Annotated in this window: 17 protein-coding genes and 1 tRNA gene; 14 read left to right on the top strand and 4 right to left on the bottom strand. The window is 62.5% G+C overall.

Translation table 11 applies throughout. The features are described 5' to 3' along the window. Nucleotides 1-37 precede the first annotated feature (37 nt). Nucleotides 38-114, top strand: a tRNA-Arg gene (locus PP4_RS01105). Between the two features lie 40 nt (nt 115-154). On the opposite strand, the gene PP4_RS01100 is transcribed toward PP4_RS01105, so the two are convergent. Next, on the bottom strand, nt 155-1,060 hold the full coding sequence (locus tag PP4_RS01100; RefSeq protein WP_016497510.1) for a hypothetical protein: 906 nt from the start codon (nt 1,058-1,060) through the stop codon (nt 155-157). Nucleotides 1,061-1,270: 210 nt separating this feature from the next. On the opposite strand from PP4_RS01100, the gene PP4_RS01095 reads away from it, so the two are divergent. From PP4_RS01095 to PP4_RS01035, 13 genes are all read left to right on the top strand, one after another. Then, entirely contained in the window at nt 1,271-2,791 is a 1,521-nt protein-coding gene (locus PP4_RS01095; protein WP_041167481.1) for an SrfA family protein, read from the top strand. Between the two features lie 20 nt (nt 2,792-2,811). Further along, a complete protein-coding gene (locus tag PP4_RS01090) occupies nt 2,812-5,889 on the top strand; it encodes a virulence factor SrfB (RefSeq protein WP_016497508.1) in 3,078 nt (1,025 codons plus the stop codon). Next, a complete protein-coding gene (locus PP4_RS01085; RefSeq protein WP_016497507.1) occupies nt 5,886-8,597 on the top strand; it encodes a virulence factor SrfC family protein in 2,712 nt (903 codons plus the stop codon). The genes PP4_RS01090 and PP4_RS01085 overlap by 4 nt, the downstream gene beginning before the upstream one ends. Nucleotides 8,598-8,602: 5 nt before the next feature. Further along, nucleotides 8,603-9,643 (top strand): hypothetical protein, encoded by a 1,041-nt coding sequence (locus PP4_RS01080; protein ID WP_016497506.1) that lies wholly within the window; start codon nt 8,603-8,605, stop codon nt 9,641-9,643. Continuing rightward, nucleotides 9,640-11,592 (top strand): vWA domain-containing protein, encoded by a 1,953-nt coding sequence (locus PP4_RS01075; protein ID WP_016497505.1) that lies wholly within the window; start codon nt 9,640-9,642, stop codon nt 11,590-11,592. The genes PP4_RS01080 and PP4_RS01075 overlap by 4 nt, the downstream gene beginning before the upstream one ends. A gap of 6 nt (nt 11,593-11,598) precedes the next feature. Then, a complete protein-coding gene (locus PP4_RS01070; RefSeq protein ID WP_016497504.1) occupies nt 11,599-12,297 on the top strand; it encodes an ABC transporter ATP-binding protein in 699 nt (232 codons plus the stop codon). Continuing rightward, nucleotides 12,281-13,504, top strand: coding sequence for an ABC transporter permease (locus tag PP4_RS01065; RefSeq protein ID WP_016497503.1), 1,224 nt, complete (start codon nt 12,281-12,283; stop codon nt 13,502-13,504). Before PP4_RS01070 ends, PP4_RS01065 begins: the two co-directional genes overlap by 17 nt. Then, nucleotides 13,494-15,044 (top strand): formylglycine-generating enzyme family protein, encoded by a 1,551-nt coding sequence (locus PP4_RS01060; RefSeq protein WP_016497502.1) that lies wholly within the window; start codon nt 13,494-13,496, stop codon nt 15,042-15,044. The genes PP4_RS01065 and PP4_RS01060 overlap by 11 nt, the downstream gene beginning before the upstream one ends. A 23-nt stretch (nt 15,045-15,067) precedes the next feature. Continuing rightward, nucleotides 15,068-15,802 carry a hypothetical protein gene (locus PP4_RS01055; RefSeq protein WP_016497501.1) on the top strand — a complete coding sequence of 245 codons (735 nt, stop codon included), beginning with the start codon at nt 15,068-15,070 and terminating at the stop codon, nt 15,800-15,802. 13 nt (nt 15,803-15,815) lie between these two features. Next, nucleotides 15,816-16,319: a hypothetical protein gene (locus tag PP4_RS01050; protein ID WP_016497500.1), complete on the top strand. Its 504-nt coding sequence runs from the start codon at nt 15,816-15,818 to the stop codon at nt 16,317-16,319. 46 nt (nt 16,320-16,365) lie between these two features. Beyond that, nucleotides 16,366-17,601 carry a vWA domain-containing protein gene (locus PP4_RS01045; RefSeq protein ID WP_016497499.1) on the top strand — a complete coding sequence of 412 codons (1,236 nt, stop codon included), beginning with the start codon at nt 16,366-16,368 and terminating at the stop codon, nt 17,599-17,601. Nucleotides 17,602-17,609: 8 nt separating this feature from the next. After that, the gene (locus PP4_RS01040; RefSeq protein WP_016497498.1) at nt 17,610-18,902 is read left to right on the top strand and encodes a vWA domain-containing protein; all 1,293 of its coding nucleotides are present in this window, start codon (nt 17,610-17,612) and stop codon (nt 18,900-18,902) included. A 125-nt stretch (nt 18,903-19,027) separates the two neighbouring features. Beyond that, nucleotides 19,028-19,465 carry a CBS domain-containing protein gene (locus PP4_RS01035; protein WP_016497497.1) on the top strand — a complete coding sequence of 146 codons (438 nt, stop codon included), beginning with the start codon at nt 19,028-19,030 and terminating at the stop codon, nt 19,463-19,465. Between the two features lie 6 nt (nt 19,466-19,471). On the opposite strand, the gene PP4_RS01030 is transcribed toward PP4_RS01035, so the two are convergent. The 3 genes from PP4_RS01030 to PP4_RS01020 all read right to left on the bottom strand — a co-directional run bounded on the left by PP4_RS01030 (nt 19,472) and on the right by PP4_RS01020 (nt 20,942). Further along, nucleotides 19,472-20,110, bottom strand: a complete 639-nt coding sequence (locus PP4_RS01030) for a hypothetical protein (RefSeq protein ID WP_016497496.1) — start codon at nt 20,108-20,110, stop codon at nt 19,472-19,474. A 69-nt stretch (nt 20,111-20,179) separates the two neighbouring features. Beyond that, nucleotides 20,180-20,422 carry a DUF2789 domain-containing protein gene (locus PP4_RS01025; RefSeq protein ID WP_016497495.1) on the bottom strand — a complete coding sequence of 81 codons (243 nt, stop codon included), beginning with the start codon at nt 20,420-20,422 and terminating at the stop codon, nt 20,180-20,182. Between the two features lie 61 nt (nt 20,423-20,483). After that, the gene (locus PP4_RS01020; RefSeq protein WP_016484356.1) at nt 20,484-20,942 is read right to left on the bottom strand and encodes an aminoacyl-tRNA deacylase; all 459 of its coding nucleotides are present in this window, start codon (nt 20,940-20,942) and stop codon (nt 20,484-20,486) included. Nucleotides 20,943-21,037 lie beyond the last annotated feature (95 nt).

Raw genomic sequence — 21,037 nt, 5'->3', positions numbered from 1 at the left:
ACGTCAACGACACAGATGGGTATCATGCGTGCGCGTTGCACTCGTAGCTCAGCTGGATAGAGTACTGCCCTCCGAAGGCAGGGGTCGTGGGTTCGAATCCCGCCGAGTGCGCCATATCAAAAAAGCCCTGGGAGATCTCCCGGGGCTTTTTCGTTTATTCCGCGTGCCCTTCTATCAACTGGCCGGCACGCCTGTCACCGTGCAACGCCATGTACCTGGCCAGTTCGCCCAGACGCTTGTCCAGCGCCTGCAGCAGCCTGTCGCGCGTACCGTTCACTTCGTTGGCGTTGAAAATGCCGGGCTCTTTCAAGTAAAGCTGGAACTGCTGGTTGATCTGCCTCGGCGAGAGGGTCACGAAGTTCTGCCCGGCGTTATGGTTGTACAGCGCCACCATCTGCCCCATGTCCTGATTGGCGTTGCGCACAAACGCCATGCTCACATACTGCCCAGGGCGCAGGCGCACACCATTGTTGTTCAGCTGGAAACACGCCTCGGTGCCATTCTCCAGGCGCACCCAGAACTCGTGCTCCTGAACATTGTGCGCAGTGACCTGCATGGTCGATGAGCTGCTACCGGTATGACCCGTGCCCTGCCACATGTGGCCACCGGTGGAGCGGTGCGAGTGGTAGGCGTCCAGGTGCGTCTGGTTGCGCTTTTCGCTTTCCAGCACCTCGCCGTTACGCACGAAAAACATCAACTGCCGCTCAAAATGGTTGAACGGCTCCTCGACGAAATTGACGTCTTCCGGGGTCAGGGTGATGTCATACATGGTGCGGATCATTTCCGCGCGCGCCGCCTTGTCGCGTTTGGCCTGCTCTTGCAGCTGGGCACGACGCTGCTTGGCATCGTCAATCGCCTTCAGGGCCTGGGCCTTGAGCAACGGCGTTTTCTCTTGCGCGTAGCCTGCGGCCTTGTCACTGGCTTCCTTGATCAAGGGCGCGGCTTTCTGCCCGGCCTCCACCGCCAGGTCCTTGGCCTTTTCCAACGCCTGGGCGGCCTTGGCGGCCAGCTCCGGGTTGGCATCGTAGGCCTTTTTCTTCAGGTCATCCCAAAGGCTCATGCTCTTCGTGCTCCATTCGTCGATGATGAGTTGCCGATGCCGTTGATCGGACCAGGCGGAGTGTAACCGGATAAAACGTCCTTTGACGTCAAAAAGCCATCCATATGAATTGACGAAAAAAGCACTTTGCCATTAGTGTGGCTCGGTTTTTCGGTATTGTTTAATGGATACCGAATGGATTCGGCTAATAGACTAGGTAGGTCTACAAGGATGCGCGGAGTATTACTACGCAGCGGTAGAAGTGAGCACTTCACCGCATTGGGCGAGACTGGCCAACCCGTCTATCGCGCTGCTTTGCAGATTCGCGAAGCGATTCGGCGCAAGTACCCGGAGCACCCGGAGCTGATCGAACACCTGGCCATCCCGCAGAGCGATGAGCAGGGCCGCACCATCGATTGGTACAGCGACCGCCCAGGCGATGTAATCCCCTGGAGCAGCGCCACCGAGGAAGAACGCGCGCCAGCACGTGCGCAGCTCGAGGTGTTGCAAACCAAGATCAACGCCCTGAGCAACACCTTGCTTGGCCTGGACGCCAACGGCCAACCCTCGGCAACGGCCAGAAAGGCCGCCGAAGGTGATAACGCGGTGTTCGGCAAGCTGCTGACCTGTGTCGTGCCCTTCCCTGACGAAAACTTCGTCTACCTGGTCGATGGCCGCCCTGTACTGACCTTCTGGGGCTTCATCCATGCCGGTGCCGAGCGCAGCCGACAGCCCCTGCACTGCCTGTATCCGCGCACCGCACCCATCGCCGAAGCCGTAGCCACGCCGCCGGTTCCCCCAGCCGCGCCGATTGCGCCGGCAGCAGCAGCGGTAGCGCCAGCCGCTGCCGTCGCGCGCCTGCCGTGGTGGCGCAACTGGCGCTGGCTGCTGCCCTTGCTGTTGCTGCTGGCGCTGCTGCTCCTGCTGTTGTTCGGGCTGCGCGGCTGCATCCCTGGGGTAAACCTTTCCGGTCCAGGCATCCCGGACTTTGGCCGCGATACCTCTGCATCAAACAACTACCAAGCCCAAGTGCCTACACAATCGTCGGGCATTGCTGGCGCTGCGAACGGTGCAACGGGTGTAGCTGGCCCGGACGTGGCGGTGAGCACCGGCAACCCGGCGAGCCTGCCGGGCGGCGCAGCCGATGCAGGCGGTGCCGCGCCACAAGGCGATAGCCAAGCGCCGTCGGACAATGCCGACACCCCTGCGCAGGGCAAGCCAGAAACACCGCCAGCGCCGGAGCAACCTCCAGCGCCAGAGCCAGAGCAAGCATCCGACACACCACCGCCAGGCGGGCCCGAGGCATCAACGCCAGGGAACACGCCCCCTGCGCCACCACAGCTGGCCGATGAGCAAGCGCAAACCAGCGCTCAGCCGCCGCAACCTGATGACTTGAGCATTCCGCCAGATGCGGCCGACGGCAACGCGGACTTCCTCAACGGCAACTGGGCGGGTGCAGGCATTCAAGAAGCCGGCACTGGCAAACCCCTGCGCCTGAAGTACGACTTCCAGAACGGCAAGGGCCAGGCCACGGTCACCCGCCCGGACAACGTGCAGTGCCATGCGCCAGTTGCCGCAGCCATGCAAGACGGCCTGTTGTCGATCAACAGTTCCGGCCAGGCCGCCTGCGCCGATGGCAGTAGCTATGACCTGCCGCAAGTGGGTTGCAAAGCCAACGCCAACGGCGCTGCCGATTGCAACGCCAACTACGGTGCCAAAGGCTTCGACATTCAAATGAAAAAAGCCGGCTAATCACACGAGAAACGCAGAAGATGTTGCCCGAAATCACCCAGTTCGAAGAAACGGTCACGCTGGTCAGCGATACCGGAATTCAATTCATGGATTTCGCCCTGCGTCTCGGCCCGGATGGCGAGCAGACCGGCAAATTCGTCCAGCTCAACAACGGCATGGTGCCGACACGCCTGCTGTGGTCCAAGGAGTACAAGGACTTCTACGAGCCCGAGCCAGACAAAGTGGTGCAGGTAGAGTTCGACACCAGCGAAGAGAGCCACTTCCGCCTGCCCATGGAAGACAGCCTGAAGCTGCTGGACGGGGTCTGGTTGCCGATCCCGGTCCTGCGTTTCACGCCGCCTTATCGCTTTGACGAAGGCCCGAACAACTGGGCGCGCATGCGCCTGGTCAAGCTCGCGGAGCCCGATGTCGACGGCAACACCCACCGCCTCACCCTCGGCTTCGACAGCCGCACCATGCCAGTGGTTACCGGCGCACCGTACCTGGCGCCCAACGAAGACGACGTACGCTCCGGCGTGGCGTTCAAGCTGGCGTGCAGTGCCCGCGAATATGGCTGGTTCCTGACGCACACATGGATCCGCGACTGGCTGGTGGAGGTGTACACCGAAGCGCGTGCCGAGTGGACGCGCGAACGCCTGGATCGTGACCTGCAGGGCAACCGCCACCTTGGCCACTATCTGAACCTGCTGAGCCTGTTGCGCCGCCCGGTCCCGGCCGAACAGAGCAACGAAAAGCCAAAGGTCGAGATCCCGGAAATCAAGGTGATCGCCAACGAGGCCAATGGCATCGTCAAGCCGATCCCGGTGGACCTGGTGCTGGACGTCGGCAACTCGCGCACCTGCGGCATCCTCATTGAGGACCATGGCCAGGCGGGTTCGGGCATGCGCCACAACTACGTACTGGCACTGCGCGACCTGAGCGAGCCGGAAAAAGTCTACAACCAGGCTTTCGAGAGCCGGGTCGAGTTCACCCACGCCGCCTTCGGCAAAGACCACCTGTCGATCAAGAGCGGCCGCCACAATGCCTTCCAGTGGCCGACCATCGCCCGTGTCGGCGGTGAAGCCAGCCGCCTGGCCAGCCGCAACCGCGGCACCGAAGGCTCGACCGGCCTCTCCAGCCCCAAACGCTACCTGTGGGATGAAAAGGCCTACGGCCATGGCTGGCGCTTCAACACCGCCTACGTCAAGACCGACAAGGAGCCAATGGCCGTCGCCGCGCCGTTCGCCAACCTGATCAACGACCGTGGCCAGCCGCTGTACCTCAAGCCCTTCGACATGCCGGTCTTCAACCCGCGCTATTCGCGCAGCAACCTGATGACCTTCATGCTGGCCGAAGTGGTGACCCAGGCGCTGACCCAGATCAACAGCCCGGCCCAGCGCTCGCGCCAGGGCCATGCGCGGGTGCCGCGCCTGCTCAACAGCATTACCCTGACCGTTCCACCAGGCATGCCCCAGGCCGAGCGCAGCCTGCTCAGCAACCGCCTGTACGAGGCGATTGGCCTGGTCTGGAAGAGCCTGGGCTGGCACCAGGACGAGAGCAACCCGTTCAAAGGCAAGGACGTCGCGACCCGCACCCCGTTCCCCAGCGTGCGTGTGGAGTGGGACGAAGCCAGCTGCGGCCAGCTGGTCTACCTGTACAACGAGGTCAACGAGAACTTTGCCGGTCACCCGGAGGAGTTCTTTGCCACGCTGGCCCGCCCGGACAAGCTAGAGCATGAACAGATCACCCTGGCGACCATCGACATCGGCGGCGGCACCACGGACCTGGTGATTACCGATTACCGCCTGGATCGGGGCACCGGCGGTGGCGCCGGCGCCAACGCGCACATCGTGCCGAACCAGCGCTTCCGTGACGGCTTCAAGATTGCGGGCGATGACATCCTGCTGGATGTGATCCAGGAGTTCATCCTGCCCTCCTTCGCCAGCGCGCTGCGCAATGCCGGCGTGCCGGCACCGGATGCGCTGATGTCGAGCCTGTGCGGGAACGGCGGAGCCACCGTCCAGGAACGCCTGCTGCGCCAGCAGTTGAACCTGCAAGTGTTCGTGCCGCTGGGCCTCGCACTGCTGAAGGCCTACGAGCAGTTCGACCCGGCCCTGCCACCCGCCGCGGTCGAGCAAACCTGGCAGCAGGCGCTGGGTGAAGCCGTTGTCAGCGACAAGGTGCTGGCGTACGTCAACGCTGCCGTGCGCCGCGAAGTGGGCCGCGATGGCACGCTTGACCTGCTGCAGACGCCGATCACCTTCGACCTCGAACAGGTGCACGCCGCGTTCATCGGCGGCCAGATCAACGTCACCAGAGCACTTGCCGAACTGTGCGAAGTGGTCGCCAAGTACCCTTGCGACATGCTGCTGCTGACGGGGCGGCCATCGCGCCTGCCAGGCATTCAGGCGTTCATCCGCCAGCGCCTGCCGCTGCCGCCCGGGCGCATTCTGCCGATGCAGAACTACCGCACCGGCGGCTGGTACCCGTTCCATCGCAACGGCCTGATCGACGACCCGAAGAGCACCGCATCGGTGGGCGCGATGATCTGCCTGCTGTGCTCCAACCACAGTGTGCCGAACTTCTATTTCCGCACCGCCGCGCTGAAGCCTTACTCGATCATCAAGCACTTTGGCCAGATCGACGCTGCCGGCACCATCAAGTATCACGACGTGCTCTACCACGACCTGAAGTCTGATAAAGGCCTGATCGAACTGCCCATCGTCGGCGAAGGCGATGAGCGTGGTACGCCTTGGCTGGAGATGCGCGGCGACCTGCACCTGGGTTACCGCCAACTGGCCACCGAGCGCTGGTCGGCCTCACCGCTTTACACCCTGCGTTTCACCCCCTCGGGCAAGGCAGCGTTCTCCAGGGCGATTGGCAAGAATGGCGAAGCGCCGGTATTGCGCATACGCCTTGAAGTCGAGCAGTTCGAACAGGAAGAACGCGACCAGGGACTGATCAGCGACAAGCTGGTCATCCAGAAGCTGGAATCGAACATCCAGGATGCCGACTTCGACTTCGACCGGGATCTTGAACTCTCACTCAACACCATGCCAACCATGAGCTTGAGTGACAGCGACTATTGGCTCGACAGCGGGAACGTCAAAGGAAAATGAGCGACCTTACGCCAAAGCAACAGCAGTTGATGGGTGCCTGGGGCGCCATTCACAAAGGCGCCGGCGAGGCGCTGGAATGGATCGAGCAGGTGCGTGGCAATGCCGCCAGTGTCGAGGCCGAGGCCGATGGCCTGGGCCTGCGCCTACGGCGCGCGCGCAACAAGGCGAAAAACCTCCAACGCAGTGCCGGCAACCCGATGACCGTGGGCTTTTTCGGCCTTTCGCAAGCGGGCAAGTCCTACCTTATTTCCGCGCTTGCTTCCGATGACCACGGCAAGCTGGAGAGTGACTTTGGTGGCCAAGTGTTGGATTTCATCCGGCATGTCAACCCACCGGGCGGCGGCGGTGAGGCCACCGGCGTGGTCACGCGTTTCAGCCACATCGCCAAGCCATGCCTGGACGTCAACTACCCAGTCGAAATCACGCTGTTCAGAGAGATCGAACTCGTAAAGATTCTGTGCAACTCGTGGTTCGAAGACTTCGACCTTGAGCGAGTGGACCACAGCTACAGAGAGCAAGATATTCAGACTGCGCTCAGTGAATTTGAAGGCCAGGACGCAGGCCAGGTACAACCTGGGGTTAGCAGCGATGATGTGGTTGCGCTGTGGGACTACCTGAAAAGCAACTATGAAAAGTCCACACGCGTCCTTGACGACCAGTACTGGCCACGTGCAGTAAAAATCGCGCCGCGCCTTGCGCTACGCGAGCGCGCGAAATTGTTCTCTGTACTGTGGGGTGGGCAGGCGCCCATCACCGACTTGTATTTACTGCTGGCCGGTGTTCTGCAGAAGCTGGACCATGTCGAAACGCTACATGCGCCCATCAGCGTGTTCAAGCAGGAAAATATCAGCGTTACGGCAACGCCTTACAACATCATGGGTGTAGACCTGCTCAGCCGCCTGGGCACTAGACACGACGTGCAAGTCAATGTTCTGCCGGGCAGAGACGGCAAGGTACATACCAGCGTCAGTATCTCCGTAGCGCAGCTGGCGGCACTGGCGGTAGAAGTGAACTTCTGCTTGCGGACCAAGCCAACTGCCTCGGTCGCCCATGGCGTCGACATTCTCGACTTCCCCGGCTACCGGACTCGCAATAAATACTTGTCGGTTGATGAGGCGGCCTTGAAAGAGTCCGCTGACGAAGTCCATCCGTACTGGAACCTGATCCTGCGCGGCAAGGTTGCCTATCTTTTCGAGCGTTACAGCGAAGCGCAAGAGATGAATGCTCTGGTCATCTGCACAAGCAGCGTGAAGCAGAGCGATGTCATCAGTGTTGGCCCGGTGTTGACCCGCTGGATCCACAATACCCAGGGCGCAACCCCGAAAGAGCGGGGCCAGCGCGCGCCAGGCCTGATCTGGGCCCTGACCATGTGTGACGGTTGGGCCAACCTCGAACTTGGCAAAGATGACGCGCACAAGTTCAAGGCCGCCGAGCGGCTGATGAAAATCACCATTATCGAGCGCTTTGGCAGCCAGGAGTGGATGAAGGAATGGTCCATCGGCAAGCCGTTCGACAATACCTACATGGTCCGCAAGCCACGCCTGAAAGAAACCGCGTTCATCGAGCGTGACGAGCAAGACCAGGAGCTGCGCGTGATCGAGCGCTACGTCGACGATATCAAACAGCTCCGACAATACGTTGTCGACCTGCCGGCGGCCAACCGCCATATAGCCAATACCGGTGCCGCCTTCGATGCCATGATGACGTTGAACGATGGCGGGATCAGCCGTTTCAGCACCAGCTTCTCGTCGATCAATGACCTGGACTTCAAGCTGGCGCGTATCGAAGAGCAGCTGGAACAGTGCCGCACCGACCTGCTGGAGCACGGCCTGAACACCTGGCGCGAGGAAGACTTCGAGCAACTGCTGAACAAGAAGCGTGAAAAAACCCAGTACCTGCTCGACAACCTGGGCGCCGACCCGGACGCGATCAGCGAACTGATCCATGCCTTGCAGGTGCCTGTCGAACAGCTGCGTGAACTGTACCTGGGCGGTGTGTACGACATCGACGGCATTGACGGCGAGGCCGGCGAAGAGCCAGAACCCGCCGTCAGGGCCCCGGCCAACAAGGCCCCGGCACTCAACTTCGGCAACGTGTTCGGCAACACTGCCTCGGCAACGCCAGCAGTTGCCCCCAAGCCTGTGGCCAAGCGCCTCAACTCCGAGCAACGCTTTGTACGCGCGGCGCTGAAGGCGTGGATCAAGCATATGCGCGAGCTGGGTACGCAACCGCTGCGCCTGAGCAGCCTGCGCATGAGCCGCGAAGTGGTCGAGGCCTTGGTCGAGGAACTGGTCAGTGCAGTGCGCCGACCGGCCTTCATCGAACAACTGGATGCCGCCGTCATGCGCCGGATTTTCAACGGCGTGCGCCGTGACCAGATAGTCCAGCGCCAGGTCCTGACCGTGCAACTGGCCATGCGGGACTTCCTGTCCTGGTTCGACCTGCTGGGCAAACCTGTCAGCGAGCGCCCGACCGCCCTGCTGGGTGAGAGCCAACCCGTATTTGGCGCCTACCAGACCTTTGCCCAGGGCGAATTGCCAGTGCTCCCGAAAGAGCCGTCCAACCAGGAGCAGAGCTTCCAGATCGACTGGCTGTCGAGCCTGGCCTGGCTGACCCAGGAAAACGCCAAAAGTGGCGCGGACCCGGAAATCACCACCGAGCAGCGACGCCAGTTGGCGGTGCTGCTGAACACCTTTCAAGCGAGTTGATTGCAATGGGTATCAGAGTTGATGTGCTGCCACTGGACGTGAACACACCAGGCCAAGGCCTGTTGCGGATCACCGGCTGGGAAGGCACCAGCGAAGGGCTGCAATGCTCTCTGCAAAGTAGCCAGTCCCACGAGTTTCTTCATGATGGCGGGCACTGGGCCAAAGTGGCTCACTGGTTCCGCCTGGATGGCATGAATGCTGTCGCAGGCGCCCCGGCCATCGAAACGCGGATCGGCCCCAACCTGATCAACCCATTGCTGCAAGCCAGCGGTACCGCCACCTTCCGCATCGAGGTCAGCAACCCGCAGACCGGGCGCAGCGACCTTGGCATGGTGCGTATCAACAGCGCCATCATCGCGTCTGTCGAGTCTGGGCCAGCGCTGGAGAAATCGCCGCCCCCGGCACCCTTGCCCAGCGCGACGGTGATTGTCGAGCCACCTGCGGTGACCACCTTTGAGCCTGTTCCGGTAGTGACGGCAGAGCCCGTGCCCGAGGCCGCGCCAGCCCCCCAGCCAGCACCTGTGGCACCGCCGCCGAAGGCGCCTGCCAAGCAAGGCCAGAAGTGGCTGCTGCCCCTGTTGGCCCTGATCCTGCTGGCGCTTGCCGCCGGGGGCGGTTGGTGGTGGTTCAACCGCAGCGCAGGCGAAGCAACTGCAGCCGTGCCGCCTGAAGACAAGCCCGTCGCACAGGCCGACGCGGCCAAACCTTGTTCGCTGGGAAGCATGCAAGGCCAGACGTCACTGGCGTTCCTGCAGTCGTGCATCCAGAGCAAACCGGACAGCGCCGCACTGCTTGAAGTGATCAGTTTGGCCAAGGCCAACGACCAGTGCGATGTGGCCCAGCGCCTGTATGCCAATCGCGCCAATGCCGGTGACATCCAGATCGCCACGGCCTACGCTCACGAATACGACCCCAAGTACCACCAGCCAAGCAACTGCTTCAAGGCCCCGGAAGCCGCCACCGCAGCCTCCTGGTACGAGACCATCCTCAGCTTCGATGAAAACAACGCCGAAGCCAAGCAGCGCTACGAGGAGCTCAAGCCATGAAGATGCGTAGCATTGGCGCCGCGCTGCTGGCCTTGTCGCTCAGCCCTGCCCTGCAGGCGGCCGACAAGCCCCTGCTGCAGGACGGCAAGAAAACCCTGTTCCAGCGCGTGTTGACCACGCCAGGCTGCAAGCTGAGCGATAATGCCGGGGCTGCCCCTGGCGCCGCACAACCCACCTTCAGCCGCTTCTACGTGTACGAACGCGCCCAGGCTGACGCCCGCGAGTGGCTGCGGGTCGGCCCTGACACCCAGGGCAAGAGCATCGGCTGGCTGCCTGCCGATTGCACCGTCGAATGGAAAATGCAGCTGACCCTGGCGTTTACCAACCCCGCCAACCGTGATCGGCTGATGTTCTTCAAGGAACGCAACCAGCTCGAAGGCATTCTCAACGCCCCCGACCCGGTCAGCCATGTGGCCCCGCTACGCGCCAAGCTCAAGCACGGCACCGAGGCGCCCGGCGTGCTGGCCGAAGAGCCCGAATACTTCGTCGACCTGCAGAAAAACTTCTACCTGCTGCCCGTGCTCAGCGGCGAAGAAGTGATGACCGAGGAAGGCTTCCGCACGCGCATCCTCAATGTGGCTTCGGTCAGCAAGGCCGACAGTGCCGCAGCCGCCACACCAGCACCTGCCCAGGGCGCTGCCAACCAGCAGTTGAAGGCGTTCAGCGCGGCCGTGGTGTTCGTCATCGACTCGACCATTTCGATGGACCCGTACATCGATCGCACCCGCGAGGCGATCAAGCGCGTGTACGGGCAGATCGAGAAGGAAAACCTCGGCAAGCAGGTCAAGTTCGGGCTGGTCGCCTACCGCTCCAGCACCAAGGCCGTGCCGGGCCTGGAATACGTCAGCAAGATGTACGCCGACCCCAACACGGTGAAGGACGGTGCCGACTTCATGGCCAAGGTGGCGGACCTGAAGCAGGCCAAGGTGTCCAGCAGCGAGTTCAACGAAGATGCCTACGCCGGTGTCATGTCTGCCGTCGACCAGATCGACTGGAGCCAGTTTGGCGCACGCTATGTGGTGCTGATCACCGATGCCGGCGCCATTGACGGGGGTGACAAGCTGTCGAGCACCGGCCTTGGCGCCGAACAGGTCAAGATCGAAGCCAGCAACCCTGGCGTGGCCCTGTACACCCTGCACCTGAAAACCCCCAGTGGCGCCAAGAACCACAGCTCCGCTGAAGCGCAGTACCGCACCCTGTCGAACTACCCGGGCACCAACACCTCGCTGTACTACCCGGTCAATGCCGGCGATGTGGAGGCCTTTGGCCGCAAGGTCGACGGCCTGGCTGCAGCCATCACCCAGCAAGTGCGGGCGGCCTACATGGGCGAGGCGGCCATCGGCAGCGCAAACAATGCCAAGGCCGACCCTGCCGAGAAGAAAATGCTCGAGGATGCCGCACTGATCGGCCACGCCATGCAGCTGGCCTACTTGGGCAAGGCCAACGGTACCCAGGCGCCGCCGGTGTTCCAGGCCTGGATCAGCGACCGCGACCTGATCAAACAGAACGTGCCGACCACCGATGTGCGCGTCCTGCTGACCAAGGCCCAACTCAGCGACCTGAGCGATGTACTCAAGCAGATCCTGGATGCCGCCAACGAAGGCATGATTTCGCCAGACGAAATGTTCACCCGCCTGCGCTCGGTTGCCGCGACCATGGGTGCCGACCCGAACCAGCTGAAGCAAGGCTCGACCACTCGCGTGGCAGACCTGGGCGTGCTTGGCGAGTACCTGCAAGACCTGCCCTACCAGAGCGAAGTGCTGAACCTGGACGAAGAAACCTGGAAGGGCTGGGATGGCCTGGCCCAGGAGAAATTCATCCGCAGCCTGAGCACCAAGCTGCGCCATTACCAACGCTACAACGCCGATGTCGACCGCTGGGTTGCCCTGGCGCCGGGCAGTGACAGCCGCGACAACGTCTACCCGGTACCGCTGGAAATGATGCCCTGACCCCATATGCTCGATATCAAGGGACTACTAGTCGTTCGAGGCGAAGGATCGCAGGCTCACCGGGTACGGCTGGACGCCTTGTGCCTGCAACCCGGCGAAGTGCGTGCCATCACGGGCGAGAGCGGCTGCGGCAAGAGCACACTGCTGGAAGCCATTGGCCTGCTGCTCAAGCCTGAGCAACTGACGCACTACAGGCTTGGCCCGCAACGCCAGGACGTGGCCAGCCTGCTGGCCAGCGACCAGCAGCCAGCGTTGGCGGCATTGCGTTCGCGCGAGCTTGGCTTTGTGCTGCAGAACGGCGGGCTACTGCCTTTTCTCAGTGTGCGCGACAACATCCTGCTGCCACGCCGCCTGCTCGGCCTGCCACCTGCCAGCACGGCGGTGGACAAGGCTGTCGAGGCACTGCGCCTGGCACCGCTGCTGGGCAAATTGCCCCAGGCGCTGTCCATCGGCGAGCGTCAGCGGGTGGCCTGCGTGCGTGCCATCGCCCATGAACCCCGGGTGCTGTTGGCCGACGAGCCCACCGCCGCGCTCGACCCGCACAATGCAGAGCGGCTGTTCGAACTGCTGCTGCAGCTGGTGGCTGAGCTAGGGCTGAGCGCCTTGATCGTGTCCCACGACTGGGCTCTGGTCGAACGCTTCGGCCTGCCGCGCCTGGGTGCCATCAACGGTCAAGGGGAAACACGCTTTGAACCCATGGCATAAGCGCCTGCTGCTGCTGGCCCGGTTATCCCTGGCCGATCTCTGGCACGACCGTAACGTTTCCTTGTGCATGGCGGCCTCGCTGGTCGCTGTCATTGCCCCGCTGTTGTTGCTGTTCGGCCTCAAGCACGGGGTGGTCAGCCAACTGCAACAGGAACTGCTCAGCGACCCCCGAAACCTTGAGGTCAAGATGCTCAGCAGCGGCCATTTCGACCAAGCCTGGCTGCAACGGTTGCAGGCACGCCCGGAGGTGGGCTTCGCCATCGGCCAGACCCGCTCGCTGAACACCCAGGCCGACCTGCTAGGTGCACACGGCCGCTTCGCCGACAACGTCGAGGTCATCCCTACCCGGGCCGGCGATCCCTTATTGGCAACAGACCTGAGTGAGCTGGCGCCCGACCAGGTGATTCTCAGCGAACGAGCCGCCGAACGGCTCGACGCCAAGGCCGGTGACACCCTGCGCTTGCGCGTTGCCCGGCGCCTGAACGAAGTCAACGAGCGTGGCGAGCGCACGTTGCAGGTGCGTGCCATCGTCAGCTCGGTGCGCTTCGCCCGCCCTGCAGCCTTCGTCAGCCCCGAGCTGCTGATGGAGCTGGAACACTATCGCGACGGTTATCTGGTCGCCAGCCTCGGGGCAAGCAGTGGCCAGGCCCTTGATGCCCTGAACGTCGGCTACGCCCGGGCCCGGGTCTATGCGCGGGACATCGACAGCGTGGCACCGCTGGAGCGTTGGCTTAACGAACAGCGCATCGAAACCGCCAGCCGCCTGGCAGAAATAAACAGCGTCAAGGCAATCAACCACGTGCTCGGGCTGATTTTCAGCGTTATTGCCGGGGCCGCCCTGATCGGCTGCATCGCCTCGCTGGTCGGCGCCTTCCTGGCCAACATCGATCGCAAGCGCCGGCACCTGGCCGTGCTGCGCCTGCTGGGCTTCAGCAGCCCCGCGGTATCGGCCTACGTGGTGCTTCAAGCACTCGTGCTGAGCCTGGTGGGCTACCTGGGCGGCCTTGGCAGCTACTACCTCGGCAGCCTGCTGTTCGACCGGTTGCTGGTCAGCAGCCAGGCAACCGGCGCCTTCATTTGTCACATCACCGTATGGCATGGCCTGGTCGCCCTGCTGCTGGCCTTCCTGGTCGCCGGCCTGGTCGCCCTGATCGGCGCCTTGCGTGCCATACGCATACAACCTGCGGAGAGCCTGCGTGAACTCTAAAGCCTACAGCCGCCTGCTTCTGGCGCCACTTGCTCTCGGCTTTGCGCTGCAAGCCACAGCGGCGACCTGGGAAGAGAAATACTACAACCCCATGGCCGACGCCGATGACGTGGTGCTGCCCATGCCGTGTGACGGCGCCATGGTGTTTCGCAAGGTGATGATCCCGGTGGCTGGCCCGCTGGACGACTACCCCATCAACATCGGCCAGGACAGCGCCGAGTGGGGCTATGTCGAGCAAACCCGCCCGGCGTTCATTGCCGGCAGTTTCACCAGTGCCAAAGGTGAGAAGTCGCGCTACTACCTGCTGGCCAAATACGAGATGAGCCAGCTGCAGTACAAGGCGTTGATGGACGAAACCTGCCCGACCGCCTCCAACAAGCAGCGCCTGCCGATTGTATCGGTGTCGTGGCTGGACGCCCTGCAGGCTGCCGACAAGTACAACCGCTGGTTGCGTGCCAATGCACCCGACAAGCTGCCCCGCGAAGATGGCGCCCAAGGCTTCTTGCGCCTGCCAACCGAGGTGGAGTGGGAGTTCGCCGCGCGTGGCGGTTTGCAAGTCAGCACGGCCGAGTTCCGCGATGGCCGCTACCCCATGCCCGAAGGCCTGAATGCCTACGAGTGGTTCGCCGGCGCGCAGTCCGCCAACGGCCAGTTGCAACTGAGCGGGCTGCTCAAGCCCAACCCGCTGGGCCTGCATGACATGCTCGGCAATGCCAGCGAGATGATGTTCGAGCCGTTCCGCCTGAACAAGCTCGACCGCCAGCACGGCCAGGCCGGTGGCTATGTGGTGCGCGGTGGCAACTACCTGACCAGCGAAAGCGACCTGCGCACCTCGCTGCGCCAGGAAGAGCCGTACTACAACGCCGAGGGTGCAGTGGCCAAGAAAACCAACGGCCTGCGCCTGGCCATGGTTTCCCCGACCCTCACCTCGCGCGACCGGGTAAAAAACATCGAGAAGAGCTGGAGCAACCTGGGCAGCGATCAACCAGCTGCCGAAAGCAAGCAGAAAGGCACCGTCAAGGCGCTGGAAGAGCTTGCTTCCAACGTGGAAGACGAAGCCCTGAAGAACCAGCTCAAGACCGTCGAGAACCAACTGCGCGCCAGCAACCAGCAGCAGCAGGAAGCCCGAGACCAGGCGATTCGCGCCAGCCTCAACCTTGGCGCCTTCCTGTGCACCAAGATGCTCGACGACGGCCAGTACCTGGACTTTTTGCAGAAAAACTACGCCAGCAACTGCAAGGCCGGTGAAGAAGACCCGACCTGTGGCGTGCGCAAGGTCAAGCTCGAAGAGCAGCAGGAGCGCCTGCACAAGCTCAGCCGCTACTACGCCAGCTCCCTGGTGGAGTCGGGTTCGCTGTACGGCAAGGACCTGCTCGAAGCCCAGGTTCCAGTGCTGGACGGCTCGTTCAAAGCCAACAAGAACCTCAAGGACCTGTCGCCCTATCTGCGTACCCACTGGGCCAACCAGATGTCGTTCCTCAAGACACAGAAGATTGATGCCAACGCATGGCTGAACAGCTGCAAGACCGTCGCACACTGACCCAAGGACATCCAGGAGCCACCATGAACTTCCCTACATCCACCCGTATCAACCCTTGGTTGGGTCTGCTGATGGCTGCTTGCCTGGCCGTTACCGGTTGTGCCAATACCGGTAGCTCGATGACCGGTAGCCAGGGCACTGTCGATCCGCGCCTGACCAGCGGCAACGATGCCAAGTTCTTTACCACATCGGGCTTCCAGGCCTGTGCCATCGCGGCCAGCGCTGGCATTCTTGCCTGCATGCTGTCCAACTCCGGCAATAAGGCAGCCTGCTCGATCATCGCCGGTGTCGGCGCGTGCGGTGTGGCCATGGGCGCCAACTACTACCTTGATCAGCGCCGGGCGAAATATGCCGATACCACCGAGCGCCTGAACGCGATGACTACCGAAGTGCAGGGTGAAACCGCCAAGGTCGCACAGCGCAGCGATACGCTGCAACGCGTCATCAACGACGACAAGCAACAAATTGCCAGCATCCAGCAGAGCATGAAAGCCAAGACCCTGGACAAGGCCAAGGCCCAGCAGGATATCGCCAACATCGACCAGAACATCGGGTTGATGCGCAAGGACCTGACCAACATGAAAAAACGCGTTACCGAATACCAGCAGGTGGCCAAGCTTGAACGTGATGGCGGCGCCAGCCAGGCCGAAGTGCAAAAGGTCGAAGCCGAGATCACCAAGATGAACACCAAGGTCGCCTCGCTGCAGCAGGAGGTCGATGGCCTCTACAGCCAGCGTTCGGCAATCACCCTGGGCTGAAGGAGTGCACGCCATGTTTCTACGTAACTGCCTGTGCCTGGCACTGCTGGCCAGCCTTGCCGGTTGTGCGACCACTGCCTCCCAGTGCAATGCCTCCGACAGCAGCGCCAGCCTGATCGGCAAGCTCAACTGCGATTACGGCGGAGGTTATGCCGAGGGTGTACGCAACAGCGAACAGGAGCTGCTCAGCGCCAAGGAGCAGAACCGCCAGTTCAACGAAGTGTACGCACAACTGAGTGCACTGCAGGCCTCGACCCGCCAGGACCTGCAAAGCCAGCAACGGCAGCAGGCCAGCCTGGAAAAATCGTTGAACGACCTGCTCGGCACGCTCAAGGCGCGCCATGGCAACAAGAGCGATGTGCAAAAGCAGATCGCCGGCCTGGAGCAGCAGCTCAAGGCTAACCAGGCCGCACCCTCGCAAAATGCCAGCAACGCCCAGATCGAAGCCCGCAAGCAGAAGCTCGCGGCCCTTCAACAACAGGTCAGCCGCCTTCAGCTGAGCCTGGGTTACGAGTAAAACCTCATCGGCAGCTTCGGCTGCCGAATCTTCTCAGGATATCCACATGCAGCGGGTCACCCGCGACACCAGCCCCGCCAAGGACGACCTGCGGGTGCTCGAACAGGCCATGGCGATCATCGTCAGGCATTTTCCGCCGAGCATCGCTCATCTGTTTGCCACCCCACGCAACGGCAAGGATGGCCTGCGCGAATGGTGGTCGGAACTGCAAGGCCAACCGCACCGATACCATGACCTCGGCGCCGAGCAACAGGCCGCGTTGCTGCGCCTCTACGACGAGCGCCAGGAAGCCGTACACCAGCTGGTAAGCAAACTGGAAAGCCTGGGCCAGGCCAATGATGCTGCGCTGCTGCGCAAGCTCATCGGGCCTGCCGACCTGAACAACCTGTACAGCATCAACGGCCAACCGCTGGTCGTGCGCTGGGCGGAACCTGCCCCGGTCAAGCCGTCGCCCGCACCGCTGCCGCCACGACCCGCGCCCGTGGTACGTCGGCGCTGGGTATGGCTGCCATGGTTCTTGTTGCCACTGCTCGGCCTGCTGTTGCTGGCCCTGGCCTTGTGGTTCGGCTGGCCCTACCTGCAGCATTGGCTTGGCAACCGCCCCGCCACGCCCTTCGCCTGCGTGAAAGACAGCCGCATACAGCCGCCCGAATTTTCCGTGGTGCTCGACACCTCGGGCTCGATGCTACTCAACGTCGCCACCACCCTTGAAGACGAACAATGGTTCTTCCAGCACATCAATGACGACCCGAACATCGATCAGCAGCGTGTCGCGCAACTTACCCGCGCCCCGGTGCGTATGGACGTGGCCAAGAGCAGCCTGACCCACCTGATCAACGACCTGCACCCGGCGGTGGATATGCGCGTGGTGACCTTCGATGGCTGCCGCGCGCCGCTGGACCACGGCGTGTTCACCCTGGCCCAGCGCCCGGCATTGATCAAAGGTATTCAGGCACTGGTACCCAATGATGGCACCGCCCTGGCGGCCAGCCTTGATGTGGCGGCCAAAACAATGAACGGTCGCGACCGCGATGGGGTGATCCTGATGTTCATCGACGGTGCCGACGGCTGTGAACAGGACGTGTGTGCAGTGGCGCAGCGGATTGCCCGCGAGCAGCCGAGGTTGCGCGTCAATCTGGTCGACATCAGCAACAGCAATTTGGCCAGCTGTGTCGCCGAGAGTACGGGTGGGAGCATCTATTCCGCCAGCGATGCCGGGCAGGTTGCCGCTGCCATCAAGCTTGCCAGCCAGGAAGTCTCCAGCACAGCCGATTGCGACTAGGACAAGACATGCAAAGGGTAAACCGCGACACCCACGCCAGCCAGGATGCTGCCAGCGCGCTTGAACTCAGGGTGGCGTTGATCCGCCAGCACTTTCCGCCGGGCATCGCTCACCTGTACGCGATACCCCGGCAGGGCCGCGACGGTGTGCTGGAATGGTGGTCTGAACTGGAGGGGCAACCGCATCTGTATGCCACCCTCGGCCGAGAGCAGCAGGCTGCCTTGCTCAAGCGCTATGAAGAGCGCCAGGCAGCCGTCAGCCAATTGGCCGATGAGCTGCAACGGCGCGGCCAGGCGCCCGCAGCCGAAGCGTTGCGCACACTGATCGGCCGACCCGACCTTGCCAACCTGTACAGCATCAACGACGAACCCCTGGTGATTCGCTGGGGGCAGCCGGCACCTGTCGCTGCGCCGCCCGTGGTGTCGCCACCTCCGGCACCGCGACAGCCCGCGCCGGCCAAGCCAAAACCCGCACCAACCCCCAAGCCCACCCGGACACGAACCGTGGTGATGACCGAACGCCGCCGCCTGCGCCTGTGGCCCTGGCTGCTGTTTGGCCTGTTACTGCTCCTGCTCTACTGGCTGTACAGCAGCTGGCCTGTGCTGTACCAGCGCTGGCAGGGCTATACGCAGACTGCAATCTGTACCCCGGGGGGTGCCTTCCAGGCGTCGGAGTTTGCGGTGGTGCTGGACACCTCGGGCTCCATGGACCAGCGCATCAGGGTGAAAAAGGAAGATGACCCTTGGTACATCGGCCTGCTGGCCCGCATTCCTTACGTTGACGAACTGCTGGCCAACAACCAGCCGCAACGGCTCACCCGCATGGACGTGGCGAAAAGCTCGCTGACCGCAGTGATCGGCGACCTGGACAAGGCCGTGGACATGCGCCTGGTCACCTTCGACGGCTGCCGCAGCCCGGTGGACCACGGGGTCTTTGGCCCTGGCCAGCGCGAAGACCTGGTCAAGCGGGTGGCCGACCTGAACGCACGTGGCGGGACGGGGCTGGGTATCAGCCTGCAAGCAGCCGCCAGCAAGATGAACGGCCGTGACCGGGATGGCGTGATCGTGATGTTCGTGGATGGCCGGGACAGTTGCGGTACCAGTGTGTGCAGCGTGTCGGAACAGATCGCCAAGAACCAGCCGCGCCTGCGCATCAACGTGGTCAACATCAGCGCCAGCACCGGCTCCAACTGCGCAGCCAGCAATACCGGCGGGCGGGTGTATACCGCCAACGATGCCGCTGCTGTGGCCGCGGCACTCAAGGAAGCGAGCCAGGAGGTGGCCGCGACCGGTTGCCCGTAGGCGCAATGACGGCTGATGACGTTTTTCAATCGACTCCATGCCGTTTCCTGCATTGCCGTGCAGAGCGCCGTGCCGGATGCTTTAGTTACTCCGAGACAGCGCTTTTTTCACCCGCAGAGGCCCGTATGAAGACCGTCGAACAACTCCTCAAGACCAAGTCCCAGCACCAGACCGTTTACACCATCGGCCCGGATGACTCGGTGCTCGACGCCCTGAAAGTGCTGGCGGAGAAAAACGTCGGTGCGTTGCCCGTGGTCGAGGGCGACCAGGTGGTGGGTATCGTCAGTGAACGGGACTATGCGCGCAAACTGGTCCTCAAGGGCCGCTCTTCCGCCGCCACCCCGGTGCGCGAAATCATGAGCGCACCCGTGGTCACTGTGGAGCCCAAGCGGAAGCTCGATTTCTGCATGAACCTGATGACCGACCGTCACCTGCGTCACCTGCCGGTGGTCGACAACGGCAAGCTGCTCGGCCTGCTGTCGATCGGCGACCTGGTCAAGGAAACCATCACCGAACAGGCCAGCCTGATTCAGCAGCTGGAGCAGTACATCCGCGGCGAATGACGCCCCTCAATGGTAGGCGCGCTCCAGCTCGTCCAGTTGATGGTCGAAGCTGCGCAGGCGCGCCGACCAGGTGTACACCAGCACCTCCAGGTCACGGTTGAGCACGGCAGTATTGCCATTGCCACTGCAGGTGGGCTCGCCCAGGTCCAGCTGGTAGCGTTCACGGGCCATGGCCTGGGCTACGCTGGACAGGTCGCGGGCATTGGCCAGCCAATGGTGATGGTGGTCATGGATTTCACGGTCCAGTGCCCGGCACTGGCGCTTCAGCGCATCCAGGCTCTGCTCCAGCGGCGTGCCCTTGAGCTCGCCCATGACTTCTTCGAACGTGCGCCCCGAATGCCAGTAGCTGCCCCAGAAATAGCGGTCGAATACCGTCTCGACGCGGCGTAGCGCCACCTTGGTGTTCCAGATGGTGAGCAACGTTCGTCCCTGAATCACTTCGCGCTTGTTCAGGTGCAACTGTTGCCAGGCGATCCAGGTCAGCGCCACCAATACCACCGCCACCGTGACAGCGGCAGCCGCATACAGGAAGTGCACAGCCTGGTTCATCTGTTGCGTTTGCCTGATGCCATAGAAGTAACTGGCCGTCAGGGTGCCCAGGATCGTCACGGAGCACCAGAAACCTGGTGCATAGGGATCTTTCATCGCGCTATCCCCTTATTGTTTTCCTGAGCATAGCAACGGCCAATCACTCGTCAGGTGCCGCTCGGCGCTTTATTTTCGGGGGCGGCGCAACGCTTCGTTAAGTTGGTCGAACGGCACGGCCCAATCGGAATCTTCAATGATGCTTTCCTTGAGAAAAGCACGCTGGGAGTCGGTCCAGAACGGCGCATCCACCAGCTTTATCTCGTTCTTCAGCGGAGAATGGCTGGTGATGAACTGATCGATACTCTCGGGATCGTCGGGCAAGCCCAACTGTTTGAACAAGTCGGCAAAGGGATGGGTCGGCGCTTCCATGGTTCCTCCTGAGCGCCAGGCAGGCCGTCCACGACGCCCGTCTGGCATGGGTGTGAAAACATCAGCACAGCTCGCGCACTTCGGCGTGCGGCACCAATTTCATGTACTGCTCCATGCTCATGTGGATCAGGTGATCGTGGTCACCCGCCTCCAGATAGACATCGCCTTGGCGAGTAAGACTCGGATCAAGCAGCATTTTTATCTGGTAGGCGTCGCCAAGGGCCGGTACGGCGCCGCGCTCGCAGTCGCCGAACAGGCTCGGCAGGCCGCTTTCGCGGGTCAGTTGCCAGGCCCCGGACATGCGCACCTTGGTCATGTCCAGATGCCGGTTGGCCGGTAGCACGGCCATGATGTAGTTGCCATGCCGGTCATCGAGCATCACCGACTTGGCGACCCGCTCGGCGGGCACGCCGGCCGTACGGGCCGACTCCAGGCTGGTGGCCGAGTGTGGATGGGGAATGATGTCGTAGTCGCAGTTGGCCTTGTCCAGGCGGGCCTGCAGGGTCTTTGCCATACGCATGATGCACCTCCGGTTTCGCCCCCCAATCTCCAATTTTAGGCCGGCTGGAGCCAGCCAGGGCTAAACTTGTGTAATAGGGTCAAACGAGGTGACGA

This window comes from Pseudomonas putida NBRC 14164, assembly GCF_000412675.1.
Lineage (GTDB): Bacteria > Pseudomonadota > Gammaproteobacteria > Pseudomonadales > Pseudomonadaceae > Aquipseudomonas > Aquipseudomonas putida.
This window is presented reverse-complemented; position numbering and strand designations above follow the sequence as displayed.